Raw genomic sequence first — 14,808 nt, 5'->3', positions numbered from 1 at the left:
ATTCCGTACATGAATCACGATGCGGAAATCCGTTGCGTGTGACCGTGATACCCACGAGATAGGTGCCGGAAACCCCGCGATGATATGTGTCGGTGATCACTCGTTCGGGTCATAATAATTCGATTCGGTAATAACCGGCGGTACGGTGGGCTCGGTGCCGTGCACCCGGCCGCGGGTGGAGAACATCGGCCCGCGCGCGGGCACCACCGGCGCGAAGGCGGCCAGCCCGGTCGCCGCCGTCATGTCGTCGTAGACCGCGTCGATCCCCCCGCGCCGGAAGTACGCCTCGTGCCAGAAACCGGTGCCGCCGGAATCGCGCAGGAATTGCTGCCACCACTGCCGGTGCGGCGCCGAGCGGGTCCAGCGTTCGAGCGAGTCCAGATCGCGCCAGTACTGCCTGGCGCCCCAGTGCGGCGGCAGCATCGACCACACCACGTCCTCGTGGTGGAGCAGGCCGTCGGGGCGGTCGGCGTGCGAGCGGTAGAGCTTGGGGCCGACCCCGAGCAGTCGCAGCACGCCACGCGGGGTCCGCACCCGCATGCCGAGCAGGATCATCACCAGGTCGGGATAGGCGTCCAGATCGACCGTCGTCCGCTGTACCCGCATGTCCGCGCCCTTTCGCCGTGCCGCTCTCCTGGTACTACGGTGCGCCCGCCCCGGCGGTTCGACGGCGGTTCGCTTCCCGACGCGCCGAGACGCTATAGTGGCCGCGGTGCGCCGGGTTGGCGGAACTGGCAGACGCGACGGTCTCAAAAACCGTTGTCCGAAAGGACGTGTGGGTTCGAGTCCCACACTCGGCACCACGGCGGCAGCGCGGCGTCTCGCCGCGCTCCGCGGGGGAGTATCCGGTGCGGGGTCGCGAGCGACCGCCACGCCCGCGGTCACCCGCGGCTTCGGAGGTACTCTCTACATCACTCGGTCACCGTCGCCAGTCGTGGTGTGATCGACAGGCATCGGAATCCAGAGGGGTCGAACCTATGAGCACGAATGCAGGGGGCGCTGACGCCACTCGTGAGGCCGTGGCCAAGCGTGTCGTCGTCGCCGAGGACGAGGCCCTCATCCGGATGGACCTCGTGGAAATGCTCAAGGAAGAGGGCTACGACGTCGTCGGCGAGGCGGGCGACGGTCAGCAGGCCGTCGAGCTGGCCGAGGAATTGCGCCCCGATCTGGTCATCATGGACGTGAAGATGCCCCGTCGTGACGGCATCGACGCCGCGGCCGAGATCGCCACGAAACGTGTTGCGCCCGTGGTGATCCTGACCGCGTTCAGTCAGCGCGACCTGGTCGAGCGGGCCCGCGACGCCGGCGCGATGGCCTATCTGGTCAAGCCGTTCACCAAATCCGATCTGGTGCCCGCGATCGAACTCGCGGCCAGCCGTTTCCACGAAATCACCGCGCTGGAAACCGAAGTCGCGAATCTGTCGGATCGGCTCGAGACGCGCAAACTGGTCGAACGCGCCAAGGGCGTGCTCATGCAGACCCAGGGGCTGTCGGAACCGCAGGCGTTCAAATGGATTCAGCGCACCGCGATGGATCGCCGCACCACCATGAAGGCGGTCGCCGAAGTCGTGCTGGAGAACCTCACCCCGCAGTGACGCGGAACGCGTTGTGCCGGTACGCGCGCCGAAAGCCGAAAAACTTTACGTAAGCGAAACAATAATGTGAACTACGACTGGACACGAAGCATCCGACATGATGCGAATGTGATGCGGATCTAACAATCCGACGATATGTTCTGTCCGGGCTGAACGTGGTCGGCCCCCTCGGTGACCCCGGGGAGCACAGAACATAGAGGTGAGACGTGCTCAGTTCGACATGGCGCAGTCGTTCGACGCGAGGAGTTCTGGTTATCGGAGCTGCCGCGTCGTTGGTGCTGTCCGGATGCAGCGACAAGTCCTCCGACGGCGGTGGGGGTGGCGGCTCCGAACTGTCCATCCAGCCGGTCGTTCAGGTCGATACCGAGGGCAACGCGGTCGAGCAGACCGATGCCGGTGCGGCCGCCGACCCGGCAGGCGACGGCACGGCCAAGTGCGCGCCGACGAGCATCGCGATGGCCGGTCCGCTGACCGGCGGCAACGCCGCGCTCGGCATCAACGTGGTGATGGGCGTCAAGCTCGCCCTCGACAAGCACAACAAGGCCAATCCCGACTGTCAGGTGACGGTCAAGGAATTCGACACCGAGGGCAAGCCCCAGGTGGCCACCAACGTCATTCCGCGCATCGTCAGCGACCCGAGCATCGTCGCGCTGATCGGCCCGACCTTCTCCGGTGAGACCAAGGCGACCGGCCAGATCCTCAGCGAGGCCGGCCTGCCGACGCTGACCGCCTCGGCCACGAACCCGGCGCTGACCGAGAACGGCTGGAAGACCTTCTTCCGCGGCCTCGGCAACGACAACTCCCAGGGTCCGGCGATCGCCAACTACCTGATCGACGAGAAGGGCTACAAGAAGATCTGCGTGGTCCAGGACAACACCGATTACGGTGTCGGCCTCGCCCAGGCGTTCACCCAGGCCGCGGGCACCGCGGTCGACGCGTCCTGCGGGGTCAATGTCAAGGAAGGCGACAAGGACTTCGCCGCGGCGGTCTCGCAGCTCTCGGCGGCCAAGCCGGACGCGATCTTCTACGCCGGCTACTATGCCGAGTCCGCGCCGTTCGTCCAGCAGGTGCGCTCCGGCGGCATCACCGCGACCTTCGTCTCCGCCGACGGCAGCAACGACCCGGAGTTCGTGCGACAGGCCGGTGAATCCTCCAAGGAGGCGCTGCTGTCGTGCCCGTGCTCCCCGGCACCGGATTCCTTCACCACCGAGTACAAGGCGCTCAACGGCCAGGCCCCCGGCGTCTACTCGGTCGAGGGCTACGACCTGACCACGATCCTGCTCAAGGGCATCGACTCGGGCAAGGTCACCCGGCCCGAGCTGGTCGACTTCGTCCGCGACTACGACGGTGCCGGTATCGCCCGTCAGTACAAGTGGGGTGACACCGGCGAACTCGCCAACGTCCAGATCTGGATGTACGAGGTCAAGTAGTCACGACTGTCGAACGGTGCGCCCGGTGATCCCGCGCGCACCGTTCGCCTGACACGAGAGAAACCATGACATCAGCGGCTTCGCTCGGTGTGGCTCTGTTGGCGGACGGGTCCATCGATTTCAACGTCTCCGGGGTGATCGACCAGTTCTGGCGATTGACCGTGGACGGTCTCACCTACGGATCGGTCTACGCCCTCGTGGCCGTCGGTTACACATTGGTGTACGGCGTGCTGAGGCTGATCAACTTCGCCCATTCGGAAATCTTCATGCTCGGCATGTTCGGTAGCTATGTCGGCTTGGAGCTGCTCGGGTTCGCCCCGAGCGGGAACGTGTATTCCCAGGGCGTCGTCCTCACGGTGATCTATCTGGGTATCGCCCTGCTGTTCGGCATGGCGGTCTCCGGTGTCGCCGCGGTGGGACTCGAACGGGTGGCCTATCGGCCGTTGCGTAAACGCGGTGCCAAGCCGCTGGCCTTCCTGATCACCGCGATCGGCATGTCGTTCGTGATCCAGGAATTCGTGCACTACATCCTGCCCAAGATCAAGCCCGGCCTCGGCGGCACCAACGCCCAGACCGGCATCCGGCTGGTCGAGCCGAAGGTGCAGTTCACCTTCCTCGGCGCCGAGGTCACCAACGTGGCGATCGTGATCGTGGTCGCCGCGGTGTTCCTGGCGATCTGCACCGAGGTGATGATCAACCGCACCCGGTTCGGCCGGGCCATTCGCGCGGTCGCCCAGGATCCCGACACCGCGACCCTGATGGGTGTCTCGCGGGAACGGGTCATCATGCTGACCTTCCTCATCGGCGGCCTGCTCGCCGGCGCGGCCGCGCTGCTCTACACCCTGCGCGTGCCCACCGGCATCATCTTCTCCGGCGGCTTCATCCTCGGTATCAAGGCGTTCAGCGCCGCGGTGCTCGGTGGTATCGGCAACCTGCGCGGCGCGCTGCTCGGTGGCCTGCTGCTCGGGATCGCCGAGCAGTACGGGCAGATCCTGTTCGGCTTCGAATGGCGTGACGTGGTCGCGTTCGTGCTGTTGGTGACCGTGCTGATGTTCCGGCCCACCGGCATCCTCGGTGAGAGTCTGGGGAGGGCAAGAGCATGACCGACCTCACGAAAACCCCTGTGCCAGAGCCACAGTCCGAGCCCCACCGGGCCGGTGTCGGCGACGGGATCCGCAGCTGGTGGGACGGGCTCTCGCGGCCCGCCCAGTGGATCGTCGGCATTCCGATCGTCGTCGTGCTCGCCCTGATTCCGGTGTTCCCGCCGCCGCTGCTCGACACCCCGGGGGTGAGCTTCGGCGGTGTGATGGCGCTGTTCTCGATGTACGCGCTGATCGCCATCGGCCTCAACGTCGTGGTCGGCCAGGCCGGTCTGCTCGACCTCGGCTACGTCGGCTTCTACGCCGTCGGCGCCTATACCGTCGGCCTGCTCACCAGCCCGAACAGTCCGTGGAACCAGACCGACAACTGGCTGGAACCGAGCTGGGCGTGGGTGGCGTGCGTGCCGATCGCGGTGGCGCTGACCGCGGTGTCGGGCCTGATCCTCGGCACGCCGACGCTGCGTGTGCGCGGTGACTACCTGGCCATCGTGACGCTGGGCTTCGGCGAGATCGTGCGGCTGATGGCCGACAACCTCGGCGATCTCACCAACGGCAGCCTCGGGCTGTCCAAGATCGCCTACCCCGAGGTCGCGGTCTCGGAGTCGAAGCCGGGCGGGGTGTTCTCGCCGGGCAATCTCGGTGACACCAGCAGCTGGAATCCGTTCGAGCGGGCCAACAGCGGCACCTGGTGGTTCTGGCTGGGCCTGATCCTGGTGATCGGCGCGCTGCTGATCATCGGCAACCTGGAACGCAGCCGGGTCGGGCGCGCGTGGGTGGCCATCCGCGAGGACGAGGACGCCGCCGAGATCATGGGCGTGCCGACCTTCAAGTTCAAGCTGTGGGCCTTCGTCATCGGCGCCTCGGTCGGTGGCCTGTCCGGTGCCATGTACGCCGGGCAGGTGACCTATGTGAACCCCAAGCAGTTCGACATCATCCTGTCGATGCTGTTCCTGTGCGCGGTGGTGCTCGGCGGTTCGGGCAACAAGCTCGGCGTGATCGTCGGCGCGTTCCTCATCGCCTACCTGCCGATGCGCCTGCAGTCGGTGCAGCTGGTGTCCAACGAGTCGACCGGGTATCTGCTGCTCGCCCTCGTGCTGGCGGTGCTGCTCGGGCTGTGGTTGCTGTGGCGCAAGCGCGGGGACACCCTGGGGGTGTGGGCGCGGCGGGCGGTGATCGCCACCGCGATCTTCGGGGTGGTGGCCGGGCTGCTGCTGTTCGGCAGTGTGCTGCTGTTCCGCGCGGGCGGCGCGCAGTCCCTGGGTGACCTGAAGTACCTGTACTTCGGCCTGGCCCTGGTGGTGATGATGGTGCTGCGGCCGCAGGGCCTGTTCCCGGTGCGGCAGAAGCTGCTCGCTTACGGCAGGCAGGTGTACCAGGCCGTGCGCAAGCCGGCCGAACTGATCGGAGCGAAGCGATGACCGGGCCGGGCGCGGGTGACGCGCTGTTCGACAACGAGGACATGGCGGCGGGCTATCAGCCGCCGCCGGAGGCCGAGAGCGCGGGCGATGTCGACCTGACCGCGGTGCTGCCCGAACTCGGCGATGCCGAGACGGTCGCCGATGTGGTCGCACCGCACCGCGCGATCGAGACCGCGGTCGGTGAGCCGCTGCTGCGCACCGACGGTCTGACGGTGCGCTTCGGCGGTCTGACCGCGCTGGACGGGGTGAGTTTCGAGATCCGCCGCGGCGAGATCCTCGGGCTCATCGGCCCCAACGGCGCGGGCAAGACCACCTGCTTCAACGCCATCACCGGTGTGTACAAGCCCGCCGCGGGCACCGTGTACTTCGACGGCAAGCCGCTGGCCAAGACCAAGCGCAACGAGATCACCCGGCTCGGGATCGCGCGCACGTTCCAGAACGTGCGCCTGTTCAACGAGATGACCGCGCTCGAGAACGTCGTCGTCGGCACCGACGCCAGGCATTCGACCTCGGTGCCCGGCGCGATCTTCCGCACGCCGCGGCACCGGCGGGAGGAACGCGACGCGATCGAACGCGGGATGGCGCTGCTGGAATTCGTCGGCATCGCCCCGCGCGCGGTGGAGAAGGCCCGCAACCTCTCCTACGGCGATCAGCGCAGGCTCGAGATCGCGCGGGCGCTGGCCACCGAGCCGAAACTGCTGTGCCTGGACGAACCGGCGGCCGGGTTCAATCCCAGCGAGAAGTCGGCGCTGATGGATCTGATCCGCAAGATCCGCGACGACGGCTACACCGTGCTGCTGATCGAGCACGACATGCGCCTGGTGATGGGCGTGACCGACCGGATCGTGGTGCTCGAGTTCGGGCGCAAGATCGCCGACGGCCTGCCCGCCGAGGTGCGTGAGGACCCGGCGGTCATCGCGGCCTATCTCGGTGTGCCCGACGCGGACACCATCGAGGAGGTGCGCGAGGAGGCCGAAGTCGCCGCGGCCGAGGGCGCGACACCGCCGCCGGTGCCCGCCACAGTGGTCGTGGAGAAGGCACCGCAGGGCGAAGCCGAGGAGATCGTCACCGAGACACCGCTGCTCGAGGTACGCGACATGGTCGTGAACTACGGGCGGATCGAGGCGCTGCACGGCATCTCGCTGACGGTCTCGGCGGGCGAGCTGGTCACCCTGCTCGGCGCCAACGGCGCCGGGAAGACCACGACCATGCGGGCGCTGTCGGGTCTGCTGCCGTTGACCTCGGGCAAGATCCTGTTCGAGGGTGCCGACATCACGGGGATGAAGGCGCACGATCGGGTGGTCGCGGGGCTCATCCAGTCGCCGGAAGGTCGCGGGGTGTTCCCCGGCATGACGGTGCTGGAGAACCTCGACATGGGGTGCTACGGCAGGCCGTTCGAGGAGAAGGCGGAGTATCAGCGGACGCTGGACTGGATCTTCGAGCTGTTCCCGCGGTTGGCCGAGCGGCGTAAGCAGGTCGGCGGGACGTTGTCGGGTGGTGAGCAGCAGATGCTGGCCATCGGGCGGGCGTTGATGGCGCGGCCCAAGTTGTTGTTGCTCGATGAGCCGTCGATGGGGTTGGCGCCCATGGTGATTCAGCAGATCTTCCGGATCATCAGTGAGATCAACAGTCGGGGTACGACGGTGTTGCTGGTGGAGCAGAACGCTCAGCAGGCGCTCACCCGCAGTGATCGGGCGTACATCATGGAAACCGGCGAGATCACCAAGACCGGTGCGGGTGCAGACCTGCTGGTGGATCCGGCGGTGAAGTCGGCGTATCTGGGTGTGGACTGACTCGGGGTCTACCTGCCCCGGGCGGTGTACGGGCTGTGTTTATTTGAGCGCTGGCGCGCTCGAGTTCGCGCCCCGGGAGGTCCCGACGATCAGGCGCCGTGGCTTGCTCCTTCGTCGCCTACGCCACGGCACCTGATCGTCGGGACGGGCGCGAACCGCCGACTTCGTCGGCGATCCCTCCTCGAGGTCGGGATGTGCGGGGCTGGGAGTGCGGTGATGGCGGACTCGGGTTCGCCGTCTCGGCGGTCCCGACGTGCGGGGTGGGTTCGTGGGTGACCGCTCGGGTCCGAGCGGTGCGAGGATGGCAGCGTTCGATTCAGCGATAGCGAAGGAAGTGGTCACCGGTGTCCGGTACCGAGCAGGCGTTCACCCAGGCGAGCGTCGATGTCAAGCAGCTCACCAAGAAGCCGAGCAACGAGCAGTTGCTGAAGCTCTACTCCCTGTTCAAGCAGGGGTCGGTGGGGGACAACACCACCAAGAAGCCGGGGCTGACGGATTTGGTCGGTAAGGCCAAGTGGAATGCCTGGAACGATCTGAAGGGCACCTCGACCGCGGACGCGCAGGCGAAGTACATCGCCCTCGTCGAGGAACTCAAGACCACCCTCGGCTGACACGGTCCGGCCGCGGCGGCCACTGCGGGGCCGCCGCTCCCCGGGGTCGCGGGTGCGGGGCTGGGAGTGCGGCACGGCGGACTCGAGTGGTGGTGTTCGGGGATGTCGGGGGGTGTCCCTAGACTCACTCGGGTGAGTTCACCGACGACTGCTCAGGCATCGACAACGACCACTCCCGGCGAGGGCGAGCGGCCTACGCTGCTGCTGCTCGACGGGCATTCGATCGCCTATCGCGCGTTCTTCGCGCTACCGGCGGAGAACTTCAAGACCGTGACGGGGCAGACCACCAACGCGGTGTACGGGTTCACCTCGATGCTGATCAATCTGCTGCGCGACGAGAAGCCGAGCCATGTGGCCGCGGCGTTCGATGTCTCGCGCAAGACCTTTCGCACCGAGGCGTATCCGGAGTACAAGGCCAATCGCAGTGCGACCCCGGACGAGTTCCGCGGGCAGGTCGAACTCACCAAGGACGTGCTCGGCGCGATGGGTATCCCGGTGATGGCGATCGACGGCTACGAGGCCGACGATGTGATCGCCACCCTCACCACCCAGGCGGTGGCCCAGGGGTATCGGGTGCTCATCGTCACCGGTGACCGCGATGCCATCCAGTTGGTGAACGACGATGTCACCGTGCTCTACCCGCGCAAGGGCGTCTCGGACCTGACCAGGTTCACCCCGGCCGAGGTGGAGACCAAATACGGGCTGACCCCGGCGCAGTACCCGGACTACGCGGCCCTGCGCGGCGACCCGAGCGACAACCTGCCGGGCATCCCGGGCGTCGGTGAGAAGACCGCGGCCAAGTGGATTCGCGAGTACGGCGACCTGGCCACCCTGGTCGACAAGGTCGATCAGGTGAAGGGCAAGGTGGGCGACTCGCTGCGCGCCAACCTGTCCAGCGTGGTACTCAACCGCCAGCTCACCGAGATGGTGCGCGAGGTACCGCTGCCCTACACCCCGGACCAGCTGGCCAAGGCGCCGTGGGACCGGGACAAGATCCACCAGCTCTTCGACGACCTGGAATTCCGGGTGCTGCGCGATCGGCTGTTCGAGACGCTCGGTTCGCCCGAGCCCGAGGCCGAGTCCGGCTTCGAGATCAGCGGCGGCGCCCTCGATCAGGGCGCGGTCACCGACTGGCTGGCCGAGCACGCGAAAGCCGGTGTGCGCCACGGTCTCTCGATCGTCGGCACCGGCACCCCGGTGCACGGTGACGCGCGGGCGCTGGCCATCGCCGCCGCCGACGGCGAGGGCGGCTACATCGATCTCACCGTGCTCACCCCCGAGGACGAGACCGCACTGGCCGCCTGGCTGGCCGACCCGGCCGTGCCCAAGGCGCTGCACGAGGCCAAGGCCGCCGGGCACGCGCTGCGCGGGCGCGGTTTCACCCTGGCCGGGCTCACCAGCGACACCGCGCTGGCGGCCTACCTGGTGCGCCCCGGCCAGCGCAGTTTCAACCTCGACGACCTGTCGCTGCGCTACCTCAAGCGCGAACTGCGCGCCGAGACCGGCGACGACGGGCAGCTCTCGCTGCTCGACGACGAGGACACCGTCGCCGCCGACATCGCCCGCGAGGAGATGCTGCGCGCCCGTGCGGTCGCCGACCTGGCCGACGCGCTCGACGCCGAACTGGCCCAGATCGAGTCGCGGCCCCTGCTCGACGAGATGGAACTGCCCCTGCTCGGCGTGCTCGGCGAGCTGGAGGAGGCCGGCATCGCCGTCGACGTGGCCCAGCTCGAATCGCTGCAGCGCCAGTTCGCCGACCGGGTCACCGAGGCCGCGAACTCCGCCTACGAGGTGATCGGCAAGCAGATCAACCTGGGCTCGCCCAAGCAGCTGCAGGTGGTGCTGTTCGACGAGCTCGACATGCCGAAGACCAAGCGCACCAAGACCGGCTACACCACCGACGCCGACGCGCTGGAATCGCTGTTCGAGAAGACCGGCCACGCCTTCCTCGAACACCTGCTCGCCCATCGCGACGCGACCCGGCTCAAGGTCACCGTCGACGGGCTGCTCAAGTCGGTGTCCGACGACGGCCGGGTGCACACCACCTTCAACCAGACCATCGCCGCCACCGGCCGGCTCTCCTCGACCGAGCCGAACCTGCAGAACATCCCGATCCGCACCGACACCGGCCGCCAGATCCGCGACACCTTCGTCGTCGGCCCCGGCTACGCCGAACTGATGACCGCGGACTACAGCCAGATCGAGATGCGGATCATGGCGCACCTCTCCGGTGACGCGGGCCTGATCGAGGCGTTCAACTCCGGCGAGGACCTGCACACCTTCGTCGCGTCCAAGGCCTTCGACATCCCGCTCTCGGAGGTGAGCCCCGAACTGCGCCGCCGGATCAAGGCCATGTCCTACGGCCTGGCCTACGGCCTGAGCTCCTATGGCCTCTCGGCCCAGCTCAAGATCAGCACCGCCGAGGCCAAGGAGCAGATGGACGTCTACTTCGACCGTTTCGGCGGTATCCGCGACTACCTCGCCGATGTCGTCGACCAGGCCCGCAAGGTCGGCTACACCCAGACCCTGTTCGGCCGCCGCCGCTACCTGCCCGACCTGGACTCCAGCAACCGCCAGCGCCGCGAGTCCGCCGAACGCATGGCGCTCAACGCCCCCATCCAGGGCACCGCCGCCGACATCATCAAGGTCGCGATGATCAACGTGCAGAACGCGATTCGCGAGGCGGGCCTGCGCTCGCGCATGCTGCTGCAGATCCACGACGAACTCGTCTTCGAGGTCGCCGAGGGTGAACGCGAGGCACTCGAGACGCTGGCTCGCGACGAGATGTCCTCGGCCATCGAACTCTCGGTGCCGCTCGACGTCTCCGTCGGCACCGGTCGTAGCTGGGATTCGGCGGCGCACTGAGGAATTCGGCCACCACACCGAGCGCCGGTGCCTGGGGCGCCGTCGACAGCGCGGTGTGGTGCAGTCGGTCGGCGCCGCGGAATCCCAGCTGCGACCGGGGTCGGGGCCGCCGTACCGGGGGTTCAGTGGTTCGGCGGCGCTGCGGTCGGCGCCGGGATGTGTGACGATCGCTGAGATGGACAACCGGGTCGGGGTTGGACAGGTGGGTGGACATGCGTATTGCGATGCTGTTCTACGGCAGTCGCGGAGATATTCAACCGGGTGTCTGCCTGGCGCTGGAACTGCAGCGTCGCGGGCATCGGGTGACAGTGGCGGTGCCGCCGAATCTGGTGGCGCTGGCCGAGGCCACGGGTGTGACCGACGTGGTCGCGGTCGGCAAGGACACGCACACGGCGTGGACGTCGGCGGCGGCCAAGGAGTCACTGTCGGGGCGGAATCCGTTGCAGCGGGCGAAGTTCGCGTTCGACACCGTGCGCGCGGGGTTCGCGGCCTTCGACGCGGATCTGTGTGAGCTGTTCCTGCGCGCGGACGTTGTAGCGGGCGGAGATGTCGATTCGGCGGGGAGTGCTTCGGCCGCAGACGCTACAGCCGCGCGGGGCGAATTCGACCTGCTCGTGGTCGGGCCGCTGTGTCAGGAGCGTGGCTTCGCCGTCGCCGAACGACTCGGTGTGCCCCTGGTGGTGCTGCGCTACGGCCCGATGTCGGAGAACGGCGTGATCGGGGCGATCCCCGGCATGCCCGAGGACTGGTCGCCGACCTGGAAGCGCCGCTCCTGGCAGCTCGCCGACGGCGTCACCTGGCTGGCCACCGGCTGGAACGAGAACTCCTTCCGCCGCCGGATCGGCCTGCCGCCCGCCCGCACACCGCTGCCCGGCCGCCTGCGCCGCGCGGGCGTCCCGCAGATCCAGGCCTACGATCCCGCGATGGTTCCCGGCCTGGTCGAGGAGTGGGGCGAGCGCAAACCGGTGGTGGGTTTCCTCGACCTGCCGCGCGAGAGCAGATCCGGGCTCGGTGAGATCACCGCCGACGATCCCGTGCTGGCGGGCTGGCTGGCCGCGGGCACGCCCCCGGTGTTCATCTCCTTCGGCAGCATGCCGCTGACCGACCCTGACGCCGTGGTGGACACCCTGCGCGGTGCCTGTCGCCGGGCCGGGGTGCGGGCGCTGATCGCCGTGGGGGAGCGGCGCGGCCCCGACCCCGCCGACCCGGACGCCTACTTCACCGGACCGGTCGACCACTCGTCGGTACTGCCGCACTGCGTCGCCGCGATCCACCACGGTGGCGCGGGCACCACCGGCGCCACCCTGCGCGCCGGACTACCCACCCTGATCTGCGCGGTCACCGCCGATCAACCGTTCTGGGGCGACCGCGTCCGTGCCCTCGGCGTCGGCGCGGGGATACGGATCGGGGCGCTGACCGAAGATCTCGCCAACACCGAGCTCACCGCCCTGCTCACCGAGGAGGCCCGCGAGCGTGCCGCCGCGTTCGCCACCGCCATGATCGCCCCGGACAAGGCGGTCTCGAGCGCCGCCGACCTCGTCGAATCCCGGATCGGCCCACGCTGAGGAGTCCCGGCCGGGAGTCCGGTGCCATCGCGCGCGGGTGGGCCGCTGTGCGGGCTCACAGCGTCGTGCGCGGTGATCGGGCAGCGCCCGGGAAATGTGGCAGCATCAGCACCATGTCCGCCGATGTCATCGCGACCCCGCTGCCCGCCTGCCCCGATATCTCCCGCGCCTTCGCGGCCTCGTGGCCGGTGCGGCTCGCTGACACCGACGGCCAGGACCGGCTGCGCCTGGACGCGGTGGCCCGGTACCTGCAGGACATCGGCTTCGATCACCTCGACGCGGTGGAGGACGGCGACACCCACCAGGCCTGGATCGTGCGCCGCACCGTCATCGACGTCTACGAGCCGATCGTGTTCGGCGACCGGGTCCACCTCCGCCGCTGGGCCGACGCCCTGTCGAATCGCTGGTGCGACATGCGCATTCAGCTACGCGGCGAACGCGGCGGCCACATCGAGGCCGCGGCGTTCCTCATCCACATCGACCCTGTCGCCGGACGACCAGCCCGCATGAGCGAGGCGTTCATGGCACCCATGCTGGCCAGCACCACCGAGCACCGCTTGCGCTGGCGCGCCGCCCTCACCGAACTCGACGACGCAGAGGTCGAGTCCGTGCCGTTCCCACTGCGGGTCACCGACGTCGACCGCCTCGGCCACGTCAACAACGCCGTCTACTGGGAAGCCGTCGAGGAGACCCTCGCCGCCCATCCCGCCCACCACGAACTGCCCTACCGCGCGATCGTCGAACACGTCGGCCCGGTGATGATCGGCGACAAGGTCGCGCTCCGGACCGCCCAGCGCGCCGACGGCCTGCGCCTGCAACTCGACGTCGACGGCTCGGCGCGCGCCCTCGCCTCGGTCGATCGCCTGCCCGGCGCGACCAGCTGAGCGTGCCGGCGCTGGTTCAGCCCTCGGACACCGTACTGCCCGGACCCACCGGCTGACGGAATTCGGCGGGTCGATCACCGCCCGTCCGGGCCACCAGCTGCGCCGACCCGCCGGTCAGATCCACTCGATCGCGCGGCGGCGCCCCTCCGAAGGCGTCTCCCGATGCATCAAGGTGCTCTGCCGCTGCTCGAACTCGTGGTGCTTGGACCCCTGGAACAGGGCGGCGAGGTGCAAGCGGGGGAGATTACCGCACTACCGAGCCCCGCGCCGAACTGTGCGCGGGCCCACCGGGGCTGAGCTGGGGTGATGGTACTCACGGGTAGACACTCCGGATGTCTATCAGGTTGCGATCTCGAGACAATCGACCTATTGTCGAACCCGTGCCGAATCCCGCCGACCGCCTTGCCGCGCTGCTTGTCGCTGACCGCGACCGCGCGGCCGCTGCCGCGCAGACCGCGCCGGTGGCCACCCGGCAGATTCTTCTCGTAGTAACCCGCCGTAGCGGGGTCTGATTCGGACCAGCCCCCTCGCTGCGGGCTGATTTTCATTGTTCTGCTGGTCCCACCTGCCAACGAAGACGATCTTCGGGAAGACCTCACCTGCAATGACACTGCTGACACTGGACCATGCCCTGCTCGCCGCCGCTCCCGCCGGGCTGCGCGCCGAGCTCATCGACATCGACCCCGCCGAGTTCCTCGACCGGTACACCCGCATCGACGGACCGGTCACCCTCGGCGAATGGTCTTGTTCCGGAACGGATTTCACCGTCACCCTGGAACTGGCCGACCACCTGCGCACCGTCATCGCCACCGGCAGCCCCGTGGCGGCCATGACCTCCGCGCTCTACGACGAGGGCTACCCCCTCGAGATCCTGCAGTTCCGGCAGCGCCGCACCGAGGCGGGCACCGCCACCTTCGTGCAGTGCGAGTTCAACGGCCGGCGCGGCTGGGCCGCGGCGATGGCCGACGACGGTGCGGAATCGACCGTGCGCGCCATGATCGCCGGAGTCAACCTGCTCGCGCGCTGACCACGTGACAACGAAGGGCCCGTTCACCGCGAAAGGTGAACGGGCCCTTGACGTTTGATGTCGCCTACTCGGCGGGCGAAGCCTGCTGCTCGGCGATCTGCTTGCGTACCTCGTCCATGTCGAGGCCCTTGACCTGGGTCACCAGATCCTCGAGCGCGGCAGGCGGCAGCGCGCCCGGCTGGGCGAACACGAGCACGCCCTCGCGGAAGGCCATGATGGTCGGGATCGACTGGATGTTCGCGGCGGCGGCGAGCCCCTGCTCGGCCTCGGTGTCGACCTTGCCGTGCACCACATCGGGGTGCTTGTCCGAGGAGGACTCGAAGGTCGGGGCGAAACTGCGGCACGGGCCGCACCAGGAAGCCCAGAAATCGACGAGAACCACGTCGTTTCCGGTGATGATGTCGTCGAAGTTCTGCTGGGTCAGCGTCTGGGTGGCCATGACGTCCTCTCCTTGTCGGTGTCCTCGGCTGTAACGCCGTGGCTTCCCTCTATCTTCCACCGATCACGATCACGGGGCGTA

The 14,808-nt window shown here is 68.1% G+C and carries 13 protein-coding genes, 1 tRNA gene and 1 pseudogene; 12 read left to right on the top strand and 3 right to left on the bottom strand.

The window, feature by feature from the left end; all coding sequences use genetic code 11:
• Positions 1 to 96: 96 nt before the first annotated feature.
• On the bottom strand, positions 97 to 606 hold the full coding sequence (locus ACFVVM_RS30335; RefSeq protein ID WP_387625287.1) for a monooxygenase family protein: 510 nt from the start codon (positions 604 to 606) through the stop codon (positions 97 to 99).
• 110 nt (positions 607 to 716) lie between these two features.
• On the opposite strand from ACFVVM_RS30335, the gene ACFVVM_RS30330 reads away from it, so the two are divergent.
• From ACFVVM_RS30330 to ACFVVM_RS30280, 11 genes and pseudogenes are all read left to right on the top strand, one after another.
• Positions 717 to 803: transfer RNA gene (locus tag ACFVVM_RS30330), tRNA-Leu, on the top strand.
• Between the two features lie 174 nt (positions 804 to 977).
• Positions 978 to 1,595 carry an ANTAR domain-containing response regulator gene (locus tag ACFVVM_RS30325; RefSeq protein WP_071927361.1) on the top strand — a complete coding sequence of 206 codons (618 nt, stop codon included), beginning with the start codon at positions 978 to 980 and terminating at the stop codon, positions 1,593 to 1,595.
• Positions 1,596 to 1,867: 272 nt separating this feature from the next.
• Entirely contained in the window at positions 1,868 to 3,025 is a 1,158-nt protein-coding gene (locus ACFVVM_RS30320) for a branched-chain amino acid ABC transporter substrate-binding protein (protein WP_387625284.1), read from the top strand.
• A 65-nt stretch (positions 3,026 to 3,090) separates the two neighbouring features.
• Positions 3,091 to 4,128 carry a branched-chain amino acid ABC transporter permease gene (locus ACFVVM_RS30315; protein WP_387625282.1) on the top strand — a complete coding sequence of 346 codons (1,038 nt, stop codon included), beginning with the start codon at positions 3,091 to 3,093 and terminating at the stop codon, positions 4,126 to 4,128.
• On the top strand, positions 4,125 to 5,543 hold the full coding sequence (locus ACFVVM_RS30310; protein WP_387625280.1) for a branched-chain amino acid ABC transporter permease: 1,419 nt from the start codon (positions 4,125 to 4,127) through the stop codon (positions 5,541 to 5,543). The genes ACFVVM_RS30315 and ACFVVM_RS30310 overlap by 4 nt, the downstream gene beginning before the upstream one ends.
• Positions 5,540 to 6,490: pseudogene (locus ACFVVM_RS30305) on the top strand (ABC transporter ATP-binding protein); the annotation flags it as partial. The gene ACFVVM_RS30310 and the pseudogene ACFVVM_RS30305, both read left to right, overlap by 4 nt.
• A 150-nt stretch (positions 6,491 to 6,640) precedes the next feature.
• Entirely contained in the window at positions 6,641 to 7,336 is a 696-nt protein-coding gene (locus tag ACFVVM_RS30300) for an ABC transporter ATP-binding protein (protein ID WP_387625462.1), read from the top strand.
• 344 nt (positions 7,337 to 7,680) lie between these two features.
• Positions 7,681 to 7,947: an acyl-CoA-binding protein gene (locus ACFVVM_RS30295; RefSeq protein ID WP_387625278.1), complete on the top strand. Its 267-nt coding sequence runs from the start codon at positions 7,681 to 7,683 to the stop codon at positions 7,945 to 7,947.
• A 132-nt stretch (positions 7,948 to 8,079) separates the two neighbouring features.
• Complete coding sequence (gene polA, locus ACFVVM_RS30290; protein WP_387625276.1) at positions 8,080 to 10,812, top strand: DNA polymerase I; 2,733 nt, start codon at positions 8,080 to 8,082, stop codon at positions 10,810 to 10,812.
• A gap of 212 nt (positions 10,813 to 11,024) precedes the next feature.
• Positions 11,025 to 12,377 (top strand): glycosyltransferase, encoded by a 1,353-nt coding sequence (locus ACFVVM_RS30285; protein WP_387625274.1) that lies wholly within the window; start codon positions 11,025 to 11,027, stop codon positions 12,375 to 12,377.
• 113 nt (positions 12,378 to 12,490) lie between these two features.
• Positions 12,491 to 13,261: an acyl-[acyl-carrier-protein] thioesterase gene (locus ACFVVM_RS30280; RefSeq protein WP_387625272.1), complete on the top strand. Its 771-nt coding sequence runs from the start codon at positions 12,491 to 12,493 to the stop codon at positions 13,259 to 13,261.
• 114 nt (positions 13,262 to 13,375) lie between these two features.
• Here ACFVVM_RS30280 and ACFVVM_RS30275 read toward each other — a convergent pair whose 3' ends face one another.
• On the bottom strand, positions 13,376 to 13,495 hold the full coding sequence (locus tag ACFVVM_RS30275) for a DUF6191 domain-containing protein (protein WP_387625270.1): 120 nt from the start codon (positions 13,493 to 13,495) through the stop codon (positions 13,376 to 13,378).
• Positions 13,496 to 13,865: 370 nt separating this feature from the next.
• Here ACFVVM_RS30275 and ACFVVM_RS30270 point away from each other — a divergent pair, with 370 nt between their 5' ends.
• Positions 13,866 to 14,288, top strand: a complete 423-nt coding sequence (locus tag ACFVVM_RS30270) for a 2-keto-3-deoxygluconate kinase (RefSeq protein WP_387625268.1) — start codon at positions 13,866 to 13,868, stop codon at positions 14,286 to 14,288.
• A 64-nt stretch (positions 14,289 to 14,352) separates the two neighbouring features.
• Here ACFVVM_RS30270 and trxA read toward each other — a convergent pair whose 3' ends face one another.
• Positions 14,353 to 14,727: a thioredoxin gene (gene trxA, locus ACFVVM_RS30265; RefSeq protein ID WP_387625266.1), complete on the bottom strand. Its 375-nt coding sequence runs from the start codon at positions 14,725 to 14,727 to the stop codon at positions 14,353 to 14,355.
• Positions 14,728 to 14,808 lie beyond the last annotated feature (81 nt).

The sequence above is a fragment of the Nocardia sp. NPDC058176 genome, assembly GCF_042883805.1.
Taxonomy (GTDB): domain Bacteria; phylum Actinomycetota; class Actinomycetes; order Mycobacteriales; family Mycobacteriaceae; genus Nocardia.
The sequence above is the reverse complement of the archived record's forward strand: the minus strand, read 5'-3'. Positions and strand labels throughout refer to the sequence as shown.